14 protein-coding genes are annotated in these 15746 nt (G+C 34.8%); 7 read left to right on the plus strand and 7 right to left on the minus strand.

Annotation, left to right across the window (positions count from 1 at the left end; all coding sequences use genetic code 11):
- Position 1: 1 nt before the first annotated feature.
- The 3 genes from recO to gdhA all read right to left on the minus strand — a co-directional run bounded on the left by recO (position 2) and on the right by gdhA (position 4905).
- Positions 2 to 715, minus strand: coding sequence for a DNA repair protein RecO (recO, locus tag G3A47_RS05390; protein WP_166921161.1), 714 nt, complete (start codon positions 713 to 715; stop codon positions 2 to 4).
- Positions 716 to 828: 113 nt separating this feature from the next.
- Positions 829 to 3111, minus strand: a complete 2283-nt coding sequence (gene porZ / locus G3A47_RS05395) for a type IX secretion system anionic LPS delivery protein PorZ (RefSeq protein WP_166921162.1) — start codon at positions 3109 to 3111, stop codon at positions 829 to 831.
- 450 nt (positions 3112 to 3561) lie between these two features.
- Positions 3562 to 4905 carry an NADP-specific glutamate dehydrogenase gene (gene gdhA, locus G3A47_RS05400; RefSeq protein ID WP_166921163.1) on the minus strand — a complete coding sequence of 448 codons (1344 nt, stop codon included), beginning with the start codon at positions 4903 to 4905 and terminating at the stop codon, positions 3562 to 3564.
- Between the two features lie 326 nt (positions 4906 to 5231).
- Between gdhA and G3A47_RS05405 the strand changes: the two genes are divergently transcribed.
- Both G3A47_RS05405 and G3A47_RS05410 read left to right on the plus strand, forming a co-directional pair.
- A complete protein-coding gene (locus tag G3A47_RS05405; RefSeq protein ID WP_166921164.1) occupies positions 5232 to 6023 on the plus strand; it encodes a THC0290_0291 family protein in 792 nt (263 codons plus the stop codon).
- 418 nt (positions 6024 to 6441) lie between these two features.
- Positions 6442 to 6786 carry a T9SS type A sorting domain-containing protein gene (locus G3A47_RS05410; protein ID WP_166921165.1) on the plus strand — a complete coding sequence of 115 codons (345 nt, stop codon included), beginning with the start codon at positions 6442 to 6444 and terminating at the stop codon, positions 6784 to 6786.
- Positions 6787 to 7082: 296 nt separating this feature from the next.
- Here G3A47_RS05410 and G3A47_RS05415 read toward each other — a convergent pair whose 3' ends face one another.
- Positions 7083 to 8225 (minus strand): cystathionine gamma-synthase, encoded by a 1143-nt coding sequence (locus G3A47_RS05415; protein ID WP_166921166.1) that lies wholly within the window; start codon positions 8223 to 8225, stop codon positions 7083 to 7085.
- Positions 8226 to 8330: 105 nt separating this feature from the next.
- Here G3A47_RS05415 and G3A47_RS05420 point away from each other — a divergent pair, with 105 nt between their 5' ends.
- The 3 genes from G3A47_RS05420 (at position 8331) to G3A47_RS05430 (ending at position 9958) form a co-directional block, all read left to right on the plus strand.
- On the plus strand, positions 8331 to 9074 hold the full coding sequence (locus G3A47_RS05420; protein WP_166921167.1) for a DUF3298 and DUF4163 domain-containing protein: 744 nt from the start codon (positions 8331 to 8333) through the stop codon (positions 9072 to 9074).
- An 88-nt stretch (positions 9075 to 9162) separates the two neighbouring features.
- Positions 9163 to 9639 carry a DUF6932 family protein gene (locus G3A47_RS05425; RefSeq protein WP_166921168.1) on the plus strand — a complete coding sequence of 159 codons (477 nt, stop codon included), beginning with the start codon at positions 9163 to 9165 and terminating at the stop codon, positions 9637 to 9639.
- Between the two features lie 10 nt (positions 9640 to 9649).
- The gene (locus tag G3A47_RS05430; protein ID WP_166921169.1) at positions 9650 to 9958 is read left to right on the plus strand and encodes a hypothetical protein; all 309 of its coding nucleotides are present in this window, start codon (positions 9650 to 9652) and stop codon (positions 9956 to 9958) included.
- Between the two features lie 29 nt (positions 9959 to 9987).
- On the opposite strand, the gene G3A47_RS05435 is transcribed toward G3A47_RS05430, so the two are convergent.
- The 3 genes from G3A47_RS05435 to G3A47_RS05445 form a co-directional block, all read right to left on the minus strand.
- On the minus strand, positions 9988 to 11127 hold the full coding sequence (locus G3A47_RS05435; RefSeq protein ID WP_166921170.1) for an ATP-binding protein: 1140 nt from the start codon (positions 11125 to 11127) through the stop codon (positions 9988 to 9990).
- A 365-nt stretch (positions 11128 to 11492) separates the two neighbouring features.
- Complete coding sequence (locus G3A47_RS05440; RefSeq protein ID WP_166921171.1) at positions 11493 to 12245, minus strand: SDR family NAD(P)-dependent oxidoreductase; 753 nt, start codon at positions 12243 to 12245, stop codon at positions 11493 to 11495.
- A 306-nt stretch (positions 12246 to 12551) separates the two neighbouring features.
- Positions 12552 to 13427, minus strand: coding sequence for an aldo/keto reductase (locus tag G3A47_RS05445; protein ID WP_166921172.1), 876 nt, complete (start codon positions 13425 to 13427; stop codon positions 12552 to 12554).
- A gap of 223 nt (positions 13428 to 13650) precedes the next feature.
- Here G3A47_RS05445 and G3A47_RS05450 point away from each other — a divergent pair, with 223 nt between their 5' ends.
- Both G3A47_RS05450 and G3A47_RS05455 read left to right on the plus strand, forming a co-directional pair.
- Positions 13651 to 14655 carry an AAA family ATPase gene (locus G3A47_RS05450; protein ID WP_166921173.1) on the plus strand — a complete coding sequence of 335 codons (1005 nt, stop codon included), beginning with the start codon at positions 13651 to 13653 and terminating at the stop codon, positions 14653 to 14655.
- Between the two features lie 81 nt (positions 14656 to 14736).
- Positions 14737 to 15600, plus strand: a complete 864-nt coding sequence (locus G3A47_RS05455) for a DUF58 domain-containing protein (RefSeq protein WP_166921174.1) — start codon at positions 14737 to 14739, stop codon at positions 15598 to 15600.
- The last annotated feature ends 146 nt before the right edge of the window (positions 15601 to 15746 follow it).

The raw sequence follows: 15746 nt of genomic DNA on the forward strand, positions 1-15746 counted from the left end.
TTTAAGAGAAAACTTCTTTTAAAACCTCTAAAGATTTCGGATTCTTAAATCCATCTAAGTGAAAACGGTAATAATCAATCAGAATTTTAAGGAGTATTTGTCTTTCAAGGACATGAAAGACTTTCTGATCGCTATCAAATTTTAGCTCAATCAATTTTTTAAACAAAGTACTCTCCTGTTCCGTCAGCGAACCTACACCATGAAAAAGTGTAAAAATACCATCGTAAATCTCAAAATAAGGCAAATCTATTTCGGAAACATCGGGATAAAATCCTAAATATTTAGTTGTCTCCAGAAGTAATATTAAATGAAAATTAGAAATTTCATCATGCTGATCCAACCAGGTTAAAGCGGTCTCTAAAAACAAAAAAAGTGATTCGTTTTTCTCTTCTTCCTGAATAGAATAATGGAGCATTTCAGACAGAAACATCACCATCGTACTTTTTACAATATCGGTATGAATACTTTGAAAAGGGACTGCCGTTTTTATTTCCTTGAAATTCTCTAAAGTCCCTTTATTTTTATGAACTGCTTCAATTTCTAATATTGATAAAGGCTGAAAATAGGCAATTTTCTGACTGGCTTTACGACCCGAAAAAGCATCGCGCACAAAATAAGATTTCAAACCGTTTGACAGCGTAAAACACTTCACAATCAAACTTTTCTCCTGAAATTTTAAAGCTGAAATTACTATTGCTTTGGTTTTGATCTGCACTTTTTTAACTGTTTGTTTGTGAGGGTGTTTATTTTTGTTTCAAGTTTCAAGTTTCAGGTTTCAAGTTGAAAAACCGGGAATAAAACTTGAAACCTGAAACTTGAAATCTAAAATTATCTAATAATCATCACTTTTTTGACTTTGGTTTCTTCACCGTCCTGAGCCGAAATAAAAATCATATATACGCCTGAAGCTACTTTATATCTGCCAAAAGCGGTTGTATCCCATTCGATTGTACCTCCTTCGGAAGTTGTTTCATGAACCAGATTCCCTTCTATATCGGTTATTTTAATATTAGCTTTATCAATTAATCCGGCCACTTTTACAGTTCCGGAATAACCTGGTCGCACGGGATTTGGATACACAAACACATTATTCAGGTTTTCATTGGCACTGGTGGCTATTCCTTTAAAAGAAACCATCCCTTTATTAGTGGCTATAAAAACTTCACCTGTTACACTGTTAATCTTTATATCGTTAACCGCATTACTTGGCAAAGGCGAATTATTTACCGTAAAATGATATTTTGTTTCCTGTCCATTTGGCGATACCATAAAGACCCCGGAATCCAGAGTTCCGATCCATTTGTTATTTGCTCCGTCTACCACAATAGCTGTTACAAACTGCTCGTACAATAATTCCTGAGCCAGATTATCATCGATAATAATAATTGAATTTGTTTTTAACTGACTCTCGGATTGAAAACTACTGACATTTGACAAAACCCGCAATCCTTTTGTAGTACCTATCCAGAGTTGTCCTTTAGTATCTACTGCAACCGCTCTCACGTCTACTGATGGCAGATTTCCTAAATCGTCTCCGGTTGCTATTTTCTTAAATGTATTGGTCTTTTCATTAAAAGCTACCAATCCTTCTTTATTTGTTCCAATCCATTTTACGCCATTTTTATCTATGACTATGTTCCCATAACTTGTACCATTACTATCCGAAATAATCGAACTCATGGAATAACTTTGCCATTGTCCATTCGGCGATAAAACCTTCAGACCATTTTTAACCAAACTGTTGGTTATCCATAAATTCCCTGATTTATCAAAAGCAGTCCCATTTATACGTACATCTATATAATTCGAACCTAAAAAAGTCAACGATTCTAAACCGCTGTTTTTTTCATTATATAAAATAGTTGGCACATCATTATCAACCTTTAAAAGCCCTGAAAAAAAAGAACTGATATAGGTCTGTTTTTCATTATTTGGATTTACTACAACACGTGTCATTGATTTTGCATCAAAAACACTTTCATAAGGAATATTCAACCAACCCGAAGCATTGTATCTGCTAACGCCATAGCTATCTAAACCATAAGGATTGTAGAATATATCATAGTCGCCATAAACAGCCCAAAGCACATTTGGAGTCGCATCCATCGAAAAGATATTATTTCGGACTGGCCCACTTGGGGTATTATTCTCAAAAACGGACACTCCTGAAAGTGTCGAAGAAAACAATCCATTCTCTTTTGTACCAATACTAAGTATATCTCCCACCGCAGTAGCACAAGTAAAACTCAATTTATCATTCAGAACCTGAGTATTTGCAATCTGACGATTCAGCACCATCTGGTTGTTATACACATAAACCGTTTTAGGCGTTGTAACAAACAAATGATGATTCTTTGCACGTAAATCCACAGAAGGCTCAGAAAGCTGAAGAAATCCAACAAATGCATTCAAATTATACCAATGAAGATATCCTGTAGCATTTATTGCTACAAGCTCTGTGTCAAAAGTCTCCACACTGGCCCAATCTCCCGGATTTAAGGTACTCCATTGACTAAAATCAATAAGATTCGGATTTGCAATAGCTGCTTTTCTGATTCCGCTAGAGGTTGCAGCAAAAATAGATTCGTTAAAAAAAGCAGTTTGTTTTACACTTATCTGTGCCCCATTGTCACCTATAAAATAGGTATCTCCAAATTGAGCGGTTTTCAAATTAAACTGAACAATTCCAAAATCACAGGAAACATAGACCAATCCGTTATACTCCATAAAATGATTGATTCTCTTTAGATTTGAAGGCAATTGTTTGTTGATAATATCAACTTTTTTTACGATTCCTCCATCCTTTTCATTAACAAGAATCAGCAAACCATTCTCGTAACCCACTAAAGTCTTTTTAGAACTTTCACTATAATATAATGCCGAAATAGTTTGCCCGGACAAGCCATCAACAGTTGTCGTTGTTTTGATTGTATTCGTAGTCGAATTTTTAGAAAACAATGCATTTTCTGAAGCCGCAAAAACAGTTGTCGAACTTTCTGAAACATCCTTTATCTCGTTAAACGAAAAATATCCTTGCCAGGATAAGGCGTTTTGCCCAAAACTCAATTGCAAAAGCAACAAAAACAAAATACACAAAAACCTTTTTCTCATTATCAGCTAGCTATAGATAAACAAATATACTACAAACGTAAGTATTTGAATTTTGTTCTCTTCATAAATAATTTACAACCTAAACTCAATTGCTGATTAGCAACGCTGCATCAGAAAAAAACTAATCCGTCAAAGTTCATACAATTGACCGCGAGGTTTTTTGCCGCGAATTGCACGAATTTCCACGAATTGTTTTGTTTTTCTCCGAATCCGATTGACGAACAACAACTACTAATCAGAAAAAAAACCTTTTAATCTGCAAAATCTGCGGCTACTTTTTTTTGTTTTGCCACGGATTTCACAGATTAAAAGGATTTCCCAAAGTTTAAAAAATTTAATTCGTGAGAATTTGTGCAATTCGTGGCGAGTTTTTTTTCATAATGAAACAAAAAAAAATGCCTTCAATTCATCTTAAGACGAATGAAGGCATTTAATAAATTATAATTAAAATTACACTACACCTTGAGCAAGCATAGCATCTGCAACTTTAACAAATCCGGCAATGTTAGCACCTTTTACGTAATTTACGTAACCGTCATCACCAGCACCATATTTTTTACATTGGTTGTGAATTCCAACCATGATATCTTTTAATCTTAAATCTACTTCTTCACTAGTCCAGTTCAGACGAATTGAGTTCTGTGTCATTTCTAACCCAGAGGCAGCAACTCCACCTGCGTTTGCAGCTTTTCCTGGAGCGAATAATACTTTATTATCTAAGAATAATTTAATAGCATCTAATGTAGAAGGCATATTAGCAGCTTCTGTTACACACAATACTCCATTATCAATTAGTTTTTGAGCATCTTCACCATTCAATTCATTTTGAGTTGCACACGGAATAGCGATATCTACTTTTACTTCCCAAGGACTTTTTCCTTTATGGAAAACAGCATTTGGATATTTCAGAAGGTAGTTTTCTGCTCTGTTATCTCCGGTTGCTCTCATTTCGACCATATGTTCGATTTTGTCTCCAGAGATACCTTCTTCATCATAAATATAACCATCAGGTCCGGAAATGGTAACCACTTTCCCTCCTAATTCATTAATTTTTAAAGCAACACCCCAAGCCACGTTTCCGAAACCTGAAATAGCAACTCTTTTTCCTTTTATCTCATGTCCGATAGTACGTAACATTTGATCTGTAAAATAAACAACTCCGTATCCGGTAGCCTCAGGACGAATTAATGAACCACCATAGGCAAGTCCTTTCCCGGTTAAAACACCGGTAAACTCATTTCTGATTCTTTTGTATTGACCAAATAAATAACCAATTTCTCTGGCACCAACACCGATATCACCTGCAGGAACGTCAAGATCAGGACCAATATGACGACATAATTCAGTCATAAAAGATTGACAGAAACGCATGATCTCACCATCAGATTTTCCTTCCGGATCAAAATCAGAACCTCCTTTTCCACCTCCCATAGGAAGTGTCGTTAAACTATTTTTAAAAACTTGTTCAAAAGCAAGAAATTTCAATACAGACAAATTCACTGTATGATGAAATCTAATTCCGCCTTTGTAAGGTCCGATTGCAGAATTCATCTGAATTCTAAAACCTCTGTTTACAACTATCTCTCCTTTATCATCTACCCATGGAACTCTAAAAATTATAGAACGTTCTGGCTCAGCCATTCTAAGAAGTAAGTTTTTTCCATCGTACTTTTTTCTTTCAGCGATAAATGGAATTACCGTTTCTGCAAATTCTCTAACGGCTTGAAGAAATTCTGGCTCGTTTGGATTTTTTGACTCGACAAGAGCCATAAATTCATTTATTTTTTGTTCCATTTTTTAAATAAATTATTCTAGTAAATTATTTTATTTACACTCCTTGTAAACTTAGCAAACACGTTTAAGAAAACGTTTTCGTTTTGACACGCAAAGATAGGATAAAATGATAATTCTACTGTTATTTTTTTTCATTTGAATCACCGAATTATATTTTTTTCAAACAAACCGAAAAATACTATTTTACACTTCTAAATTTAGATCAAAACAACCCTATTAAAAGTAGCAAATTAAGCATTTTAGTACTTATTTTCTAATAGCGCAATTTTATACTTTGATTCGGACTTGTTTTTTATATATTTGCCAAGATTTGAAAGCCCAAACTCATGCCTAAAACTATAGTAATCACATTATTCGCCCTATTAGGGTTCACCACAAACAGCAATGCGCAATCTTTCGCACAAGAAGTAGGAATAATATTCGGACCCGTATCTTTTCAGTCAGATTATGGCGAAAGAAATAATTTTGACACTACTATAGGAAACACAGGTTTCGGCTTGGGGATTGTACACTTCATTAACTTTTCTGCAAATAGCAACAGAGGTAGTTTTTTTAACGAACATTTTAAGGTCAGATCAGAATTGTCATTTAACACCACTAAGCTAAATCATTTTGGAGCATCCGTTGAAGGAAATCCTGCTAAGTTATCGACGCAACAGCTCAAAGCTATGTCCGGTAGTTCTACTTTATTAAACCTTGGTGCACAACTAGAATTTTCTCCTTTCATGAAAATACATGATTACGAAAGAAGCATTGGCGTGTTTAGTCCTTATTTAAGTTTAGGATTTATGGCCAGCTATTACTCCACCAAAGTGAGTTCTTCTTTAGGCCCTTTAGGAACTCCGGAAACGACTTATCCAAAATACCTTGTCCCTTCTGATGGCCGAAAATATGGCTTTTCTGAGGAAAACGGTGTAGTTTTCTCTGTAATAACCGGCGTAGGAGTACATTACCGATTAAATGACATGAGTGATTTAATGCTTGATATTCGTTACCAAGGTTTTAGTTCTGATTGGGTTGACGGATTAAACCCGAATAAAAACAGATACAAAGAAAATAAATCAAACGACTCTCAGGTTTGGCTTAACGTAGGATATATATACTATTTTGGAGACTAAGTGAGTTAAATTCCAAATTTTGAAAATCCAAATTCCAAAATGCAAAAATTGAAATCGCTCAATTACTTGTTGTCGTCAGGTTCAAATTTATAATCTCAACTTTATATAAAGCCTTTTAAACTCTTTAAATTAAAGATTTTAAAAGGTTTTTTTTCTACTATGACAAATGAAAGACTTTAAAGCTAGTCTTTGAAATCATTTGAATAAGGATGACCTAACTCATCAATTTCAATTATTTGATCCACAGATAAAGCAAATCTGAAAACGACACAAATCTCCTCGAAATTTCCCGAAACGCTTGAATCTCACTTCAAAGTTTCAACACAACAAACGAATATGATTTTGTTCACAACACTAGTAAAGCGTAGAAGAATTGAATGCACTAATATTCAGTATTTTGCTTTTTAAATATTGTTATATGAAAAAACTTTACGCTATATTATTACTTTTATTAATTAGCTGCTCACTGTCTTTTGCTCAAACCAAAACAGTTTCCCATAAAAAAGCGACTGATACGGCAACAGATTATGACGTACCTACCCTTAAATATTATCCGAATCCGGTTAAAGATTTATTCTACGTTTCTTTTGAAAAAGAAATTACAACTCTGACTGTTATTAATTTCTTAGGGCAAACCGTAATCGAAAAATCAATTCATTCTACTCAGGGAAATGTTGATATGTCAGCTTTGGCTCCCGGGGTTTATTTTATAAAAATTACCGCCGTAGGCCTCTCTAAAACTTTAAAAGTGATTAAAGAATAGAAATTTCTTTGAAATAAATCCCAATCTTTTAAATCTCAAATTCCAAATTATTATCTCAAATCATTATTGTTTAGATTTTACTTTTAACACTATATTCTTTCTGATAGTCAACAAATCTTAAACAATAGCAAACTGATAAAGCGAATTAGTTTGTGTAAAAAATTCGGCATCTTCGCAAGAAAACAAACACAAAAAAAAACACCCAGTTATAAAACTTAGTTAAATGTGCTTACATTACTAATATGATTAAAATTGAGCAAAAAAAAACGCCTCCAGTGGAGACGTTTCTTATTGTTTTATGCTAAAGCCTGTTCTAAGTCGGCGATTAAATCTTCTGCATCTTCGATACCCACACTCAATCGTACCAAATCGTCGGTAATACCTACTTCTGCTCTTTTGTCGGCCGGAATAGAAGCATGTGTCATTAAAGCAGGATGATTTGCCAATGATTCTACTCCTCCTAATGATTCAGCCAGTGTGAAAACTTTAAGTTTCTCTAAAAAGGCAATAGAATCTTCTTTCTTACCTGATTTAAAATCAAACGACACCATTCCTCCAAACGCTTTCATTTGCTTTTTAGCAATTTCATGAAACGGATGATTTGGAAGTCCCGGATAATAAACGGTCTTTATTTTTGGATGATTACTCAAATATTCCACTACTTTTTCTCCATTTTCACAGTGTCTCTGTACTCTAAGAGAAAGCGTTTTAATTCCTCTCAAAACCAAAAAACTGTCCATTGGTCCAAGTGTAGCTCCTGTCGCAAATTGTTGAAAATGCAACTGTTCTCCTAAAGCTTCGTCTTTTACAATAAGAGCTCCGGCGATAACATCAGAATGCCCACCTAAATATTTTGTAGCAGAATGCATTACAATGTCTGCACCCAGATCAAGAGGTTTTTGCAAATAAGGAGTTGCAAACGTATTGTCTACTGCCAACCAGATTTTATGCTCTTTGGTTATTTTAGCAATTTCCTGAATATCGGCCAATTTCATCAACGGATTTGTTGGTGTTTCTACCCAAATCAATTTTGTGTTTTCGTTAATTAAAGCTTTCAACTTTGCGATATCCGTCATATCAACAAAATGAAACTTAATCCCTGAGTCCTTATACACTCTTGAAAACATTCTGTAGGTACCGCCATATAAATCGTCCATGGCAATTACTTCGTCACCGGCTTTAAAAGATCGCAACACACAATCTGTAGCAGCCAAACCAGATGAGAAAGCCAATCCGCGTGTACCGTTTTCTATACTTGCCAAAGCGTTCTCTAAAGCTGTACGTGTAGGATTTGATGCACGGCTGTACTCATAATCTCCCAAAGGTTGCCCCGGGCTAGTCTGAATATAAGTTGAAGTTTGATACACCGGAGGCATAACAGCCCCTGTACTTGGATCATGGTGCTGGCCACCATGTATTACTTTTGTATTGAATTTCATATGATTCTCTTTATTTAACCTGATTTATGAGTACAAATTTACCGTTTAATTTATTTTAATCCTCTCACAACTTCTTACCTTTGTATATAATTAACATTTTTACACATGAAAAAGTACACTTTTTTAGTCTTTTCGTTTCTCTTGCTTGTGAGCTGCAGCAAAGAACTCTCTTTTGAAAATGAAACATTTCAAAAAAAATCGACTTTGCCTTGTGATAAAGATTGTCCAAGTATCACCATCGATCTTCCAATTGCAAAAAAGATTCCGATTGTTGCGGATAGCATAAATAAAAAGATCTTTTCGGTAGTAAAAGAAATTGTTTATTTTGAAGAGAAACCATTAAAGTCAGCCGATTATAATTCATTGGCCTCCTCTTTTATTGCTTCTTATGAAGAAATGCATAAAAAATTCCCAACCGAAACTTTTGGATGGGAAGCCAAAATCATTGGTAATGTCGAGTTCCAATCCGAGCAGATTATAAACATAAAAATTGATCATTACACTTTTACAGGAGGAGCGCACGGTTATCAGGGTTATCGTTCTTTACTGTTTAATCCTAAAACAGGAAAATTAATTTTTAACGATCAGATATTCAAAAATCAAAAAGAATTCAAAGCTCTTGCCGAAAAAGAATTCAGAGCAAAATACAAAATCCCTGAAAAGGCAAACATTAATGCGACCGGATTAATGTTTGAAAACGACAAATTTCAATTGCCTCAGAATATTTTTTACACCTCTGAAGGTTTGCTATTGTATTACAACTCCTATGAAGCTGCTTCCTATGCAGATGGACCAAAAGACCTTTTATTACCTTATGACAAAATTAAACCGTTTTTAATTTTTCAATAGCCGTTTCACATACATTTCAGAAACAAAAAAAGAAAGTTAATTCTTATTTTTTTCATATATTTGAAATTAAACATTAACTTTTTTTCTTATGCTAACCTTTAACCGTTCAGGCCTATTAGTCCCTGACAACAAAATCATTTCTACTATCCTGGAGTTAGAAAATGAATTTGTATTAAAAATACCTTCGAAAAAAAGGAAAGAAATTTTCGAAGCTTATGTTAAATACAATGAAGATTTCAAAAAAGTATGTAACTTAGATGAGTTACACCAATGGATTAACGGTTCTTATGTAACAAAAAAGTATAACCCGGGAGATATCGATTTGATCACATTTCTCCATCATAATATTGTTTCTCAGCTAGGATCAAAATTAGATAATTTCACATACCCAAACTCAGAAATCATTTATGGAGTCGATGCTTATATTGTAGAAACCTATCCTGAGAACCACGTAAATAATTTTAGATGTATTAGTGACAAAGCCTACTGGATGGATCGTTTTACAAAAACAAGAAGGATCCGAGGGAATAAACTATCAAAAGGCTTTTTGGAAATAAAATTTTAATTTACTTCATATGACAGATACTAAATTATATCATATTCTGGATTTAATAGAAGAAATAGACAAGGTCGATAAGATGATTCTCTTACATAAAAATTCCAACTCTACTTTAATGTCTAACCAGTATAAAAGTCAAAAATTAAAATTAAGCAATTATTTAGTTCAAGAACTTTTAACGAATAGCGATAATAGAGCTGAAGTCATGTACATCATCAAACTTTTCATTGAAAAATTTTACAATAATGAGATCACACATTTACAATTTGAAGAAAATGACAGTTTAAAAAAAATTGAAACCGTTTTCGCAGAGAATTACAACTGACGTAAACAACTTAACCTCTCAGCCCTTTCTCATTGCACATCATATTTCATTTTCCGCAAAATCCGGAGTGCCTCTTTAAAGGATAAATACACCGGTCCGAAAGGTTTCAAAAGCAACTTGGAATCTATCAGTTTCTGCTTGGCATCATCAAAACCGTTCAGATAACAAATCATAAAAGTAGACGGAAGGTTTTCTAAATCGATCAATTCTCTTTCCGAAAGCCCCCCTCCTTTTTGCAACTTCAGAAGCAATGCCACATTCGAATTGTAAATATGAAACAGCATTCGGCGATTGAATTCCGGAGGCTGGAAAAGCATTTTACGATCGATTTTATAGTAACCATTATCAAAAAAGCGAATCGTTTGTTCCTCTAAAGGGTAATAACTTGTTTTATCATTGAGACCTAACGGCACATACTCGGTTATTGTAAAACTATCGTCGTCATAAACAATAGTAACCACATCCTGAGCCGAATAAAAAAGCTTAATCTGCTCGTTAATTAATTCGATATCTACACGGGATAAAAAGGTCTTATCTCTGGACTTTTTAGGAACTCCGGCCCAGCAGATCACAAACAATTCTTTAAAAACATGGTATTTAGGCGACATATCTTTGTGCCTGAAATTCATAAAATCGATAACGCCGTCCAGCGTATATTGGATGCTGTTTCGAGAGCTGTTTTCAATTCCGATAACCGTCTCGATATTCTGGTAATTCTTTTCGATTTCTCCTTCAACCGGAATCGAATTACTTCCACGACGTACAAAAACACTATTGGCGAGAATGGTATGGATTCCTTTCTTAAAATACGATACTTTATTCTTGGGTTTAATCGTAACCAATCCGACTACCCTGTCTTTCGGAAGATTTGGAAACGGAACATTTTCGTACTGGATTTTAGGAGGATTCTCTAAAAAAGCATTTACCAGATTTTGTATTCGGCTATCATCAAAGAAATCATCCCCCACAATCTCGTTATCCTGATCTTCAACCCCAACCACGATATACGAATTATTGGTAGGATTTGAATTGGACAATGCGCAAATGTGTTTCAAAAACTTTCCTTTTCCTTCACGGGTATGCAGATTCAATTGTCTTTTTTTATCATAAAAACTGCTCTCGTCGTTGTGTGCGAGTAAGTTTTTAATTAAAAGGCGTTTATTAATCATCGTTTCGTTTTTTTTAGCCACGGCTCGAGCGATAGTGAACTGTCAAAGCAATTGCACTAATTTTCACAAATTTCTGTACTTAGAAAAGGCTGATACTTTATAAACTTTATGCTTATTTAACCGCAAGGTGCGCAAAGTTTCTCACGCAGATTTAGCAGATTATGCTGATATTTTTATTCTGCAATTCCAGCAAAACAATCTTGCTAAATCTGCTAAATCTGCGTGAAAAAATACTTAGCAAAGATAAGAGCGCGCAAAACTTTATCGTTTAATCTTTGTGCACCTTGCGTAAACCTTTGCGAACTTTGCGGTTAAACAAACACATAGTAATTTACATGTCCTTTTTTATCTCAACAAAACCAATCTCAATTTCTTCTAACAATCGTAGACGATGCTTGTGCCGTACTCATCACCACCAACTCGGCAATATTAACATGATAAGGTCTTGACACTACAAAATGAATAATATCAGCAATATCTTCTGCTTGCAAGGGATCAAATCCTTTGTAAACATTTGAAGCCCTTTCGACATCACCTTTAAAACGTACTTCGCTAAATTCGGTCTCAACCATCCCCGGATGTATTCCACCCACTCTGATTCCGTACGGATTCAAATCAATTCGCATTCCATTTGTAATAGCATCAACGGCATGTTTTGAGGCACAATATACATTTCCGTTCGGGTATACTTCTTTTGCAGCTGTTGACCCAATGTTGATGATATGTCCTGATTTTCTTTCGATCATTTGCGGCATTACTGCCTTAGAAACATATAAAAGCCCTTTTACATTAATATCAATCATAGCATCCCAGTCATCGACATCTCCGTTCTGAATTGGATCCAAACCATGTGCATTTCCGGCATTATTGATTAAAACATCAATCACAGAAAACGCCTCCGGCAAAGAATTAATACTTTCAAAAGCGGCCACTTTATCTCGTACATCAAACGATAAAGAATGCACTTCCGTGAAAGTCGAAAGTTCGCTTTCAAGTTCAGCCAAACGATCTGTACGTCTTCCGCAAAGAATAATTTTATAGTTATTTTTAGCCATTATTTGTGCGGTTGCTTTTCCAATTCCGCTAGTGGCTCCAGTAATTAAGACTGTTTTTTTCATTAAATTAATTATTTGTAACCAGTTGGGTGTAAATTTTTAACACATAGAAACATAAACTTTAATTATGAAAAAGAATACAAAAAAGAAACTCATTTCTATCACATAGCTAAACCATGAGGTCTTCGACTTCGCTCAGACTGACAATTGAACTTTTAAAGAAGTGAAACATCTTTAATTCACTTTCAAAACTATGTTCCTATGTGTTAAAAAATCACACCCAGCAGGTTATTTGTAAAACTCAGAAATAAATTAGCTACCTCCGAGTGTCAATTTTTCAAACTGTAAACCGAAACTGCAAACTGCTATCTAAGCCACATCGTCCCCCATACTCTCGCTCCAGATAGCAAACCAGTCTTCTTTATCCATTTCTAATTCTACTGCTTTCATCAGCGATTGAATTCTTGCAATGTTTACTGTTCCGGCAATCGGAATCACTTTTGCAGGATGTTTTAAAATCCAGGAAAGCAAAAGTGTATCAGAACCAAAATGGTACTTTTCTACTAAAGTCGAAAGTAGTTTTTTCAGACGACGTGTTTTTTTAGTGTCTTCTCTGAAAACAGTCCCAAGCGGATTCCATGACAATGGTCGGATTCCGTGAGTTTGCATATAATCTAAACTTCCGTCCGTCATTGCTTCAAAATGTGTTGCCGAAAATTGTACCTGATTGTAACTTACTTCTGTTTTCTGGCGAATCAACTCGGTTTGAGAGCTGGTAAAATTTGAAAGTCCAAAATCTAAAATTTTCCCTTCGGCTTTTAATTTCTCAACGGCCTCGGCTATTTCATCTGCTTGCATTAACGGACTTGGTCTGTGCAATAAAAAAACATCAACATAATCTGTTTTTAATTTTTTCAGAGATTCTTCAACAGACCATATGATATATTCTTTAGAATATTCGTAGTGTTTGATTTTGTTTTCCGGACGTTTTTCGGCGATCATCTGGATTCCGCACTTTGTAATTAATTGTAGTTTTTCTCGGGAAATTTTACTGGCGTGAAATGCTTTTCCAAAATCGGCTTCCGTAGTATAGGATCCGTAAATATCGGCGTGATCAAAAGTCGTAATTTTGTTTTCGATACAGACCTGTATCATGTTTTCCATTTCTTTAAGTGTAAGGTTTTTATCCCATACACCCCAATTCATAGTGCCCGAAATTATAGGCGATAATGTTGTTTTGCTCATGGTAGTATTGCGTTATTTTTGGTATTAAATATGCATTTGTAAAGCATAATCACCAAAGTTCTTAAAAATATAAAAATAGATTCACAATTCGCCCTTAAAATTAGGTCGTTGGTCGAAGTTTTAACCATTCTTTAACATCTTACTTCTCAAAAAATATTCAATTTGCACTCTCAAAAGTTAGGCATAAAAATCAACGTCTTAAAAAAGTTTTAAAAATATTTATATGGAAGAAAATACAACGACTTTAGACATTAGAGCGATAAATGAAAAAATTGAAAGAGAAAGTGCTTTTATAGACCTTCTTACAATGGAAATGAACAAAGTCATTGTGGGCCAGAAACATATGGTCGAGCGTTTATTGATTGGTCTGCTTGGACAGGGACATATTTTATTGGAAGGTGTTCCGGGATTAGCCAAAACTTTAGCGATTAATACTTTGTCGCAAGCGGTTCAGGGATCTTTCAGCCGTATTCAGTTTACGCCAGACTTATTACCTGCCGATGTTATCGGGACGATGATTTACAACATCAAGCAAAACGAATTCTCTATTAAAAAAGGGCCCATTTTTGCCAATTTCGTACTTGCCGATGAGATTAACCGTGCTCCGGCAAAGGTTCAGTCAGCCTTATTAGAGGCCATGCAGGAGAAACAAGTAACCATTGGTGATACTACTTTCAAACTGGATCGTCCGTTTTTAGTTTTAGCAACTCAAAACCCTGTTGAGCAAGAAGGAACTTATCAGCTTCCGGAAGCACAGGTCGATCGTTTTATGTTGAAAACCGTGATCGACTACCCAAAAATTGATGAGGAGCGTTTTGTAATTCGTCAAAACTTAAAAGGAAGTTACGAAAAAGTAAATCCGGTTGTTTCAGTTGAACAAATTTTGCGTGCGCAAGAAGCTGTTCGTGAAGTTTATATGGACGAAAAAATCGAAAAATATATTTTAGATATCATCTTTGCTACCCGTTACCCGGAAAAATACAAACTGGCAGACTTAAAACCTCTTATCAGTTTTGGAGCATCTCCACGTGGAAGTATCAATTTAGCTAATGCCGCAAAATGTTACGCTTTCATCAAACGTCGTGGTTATGTAATCCCGGAAGACGTTCGTGCTGTTGTACATGATGTTTTACGCCATAGAGTTGGAATTACCTATGAGGCTGAGGCCGAAAACATTACTTCTGTAGACATTATCAACAAAATCGTAAACGAGATTGAAGTACCTTAAAAAATTTGTTTAATGTTTCAAGTTTCAGGTTGTTGCAGAACAAACTTGAAACTTGAAACTTTTAAACTTTAAACAAATAAAATGGATACAAAAGAGCTTTTAAAAAAAGTACGGAAAATAGAAATCAAAACCAAAAGACTGAGTAATCATATCTTTTCGGGAGAATACCACTCTTCTTTTAAGGGACGAGGAATGACTTTTAGCGAAGTACGTCAATATCAGTACGGCGATGATATTCGTAACATCGACTGGAACGTAACGGCGCGCTATAATGAAGCTCATGTGAAAGTTTTTGAAGAAGAGCGTGAATTGACCATGGTTTTAATGGTGGACATCTCAGGCTCAGAAGGTTTTGGTTCAAAAAGCCAGTTTAAAAAAGACATTGTAACCGAAATTGCGGCGACAATGGCTTTTTCGGCTACACAAAATAATGACAAAATTGGTTTAATATTATTTTCAGACAATATAGAATTGTATATTCCCCCAAAAAAAGGGCGTTCACATGTTTTGAGAATCATTCGCGAATTAATCGAATTTGAACCTAAAAGTCAGAAAACCGATATTGCTCAGGCATTGAAGTTTTTATCAGGAACGCAAAAAAAGAAGGCTATCGTTTTTATGATTTCAGATTTTATGTCTGAAAACTACGAGCAAACATTGAAAATTGCTTCTAAAAAACATGATCTTACCGGCGTTCGTGTGTATGACATTCGTGAGGAAAAAATCCCAAATTTAGGTATGGTAACCATGCTTGATGCTGAAACCGGTAAAATTCAACTGGTCGATACAGGCTCAAAAACGGTTCGATTGAATTATGAGAAACATTATCAGGCAAGAGTAAATTATTTTAAGGAAACTTTTAGTAAATCCGGCGCAGGTGTTGTAAACACCAGAGTAGATGAAAATTACGTAACCAAATTATTAGGGTATTTCAAATCGAGATAAAATGATAAATTTTTAGATGGCAGATTTTTAGATTGTAGATTTTTTTGAAATCGAATAATTTAAAGTTCTGCATTACACAAATATAAATCCGCTTAAAAACTGCGTCAACTGTGTTCCATTTTTAAGCATTCATTTTAGACTAAAAT

Source organism: Flavobacterium poyangense (assembly GCF_011751075.1).
In the GTDB taxonomy this organism is placed as follows: domain Bacteria; phylum Bacteroidota; class Bacteroidia; order Flavobacteriales; family Flavobacteriaceae; genus Flavobacterium; species Flavobacterium poyangense.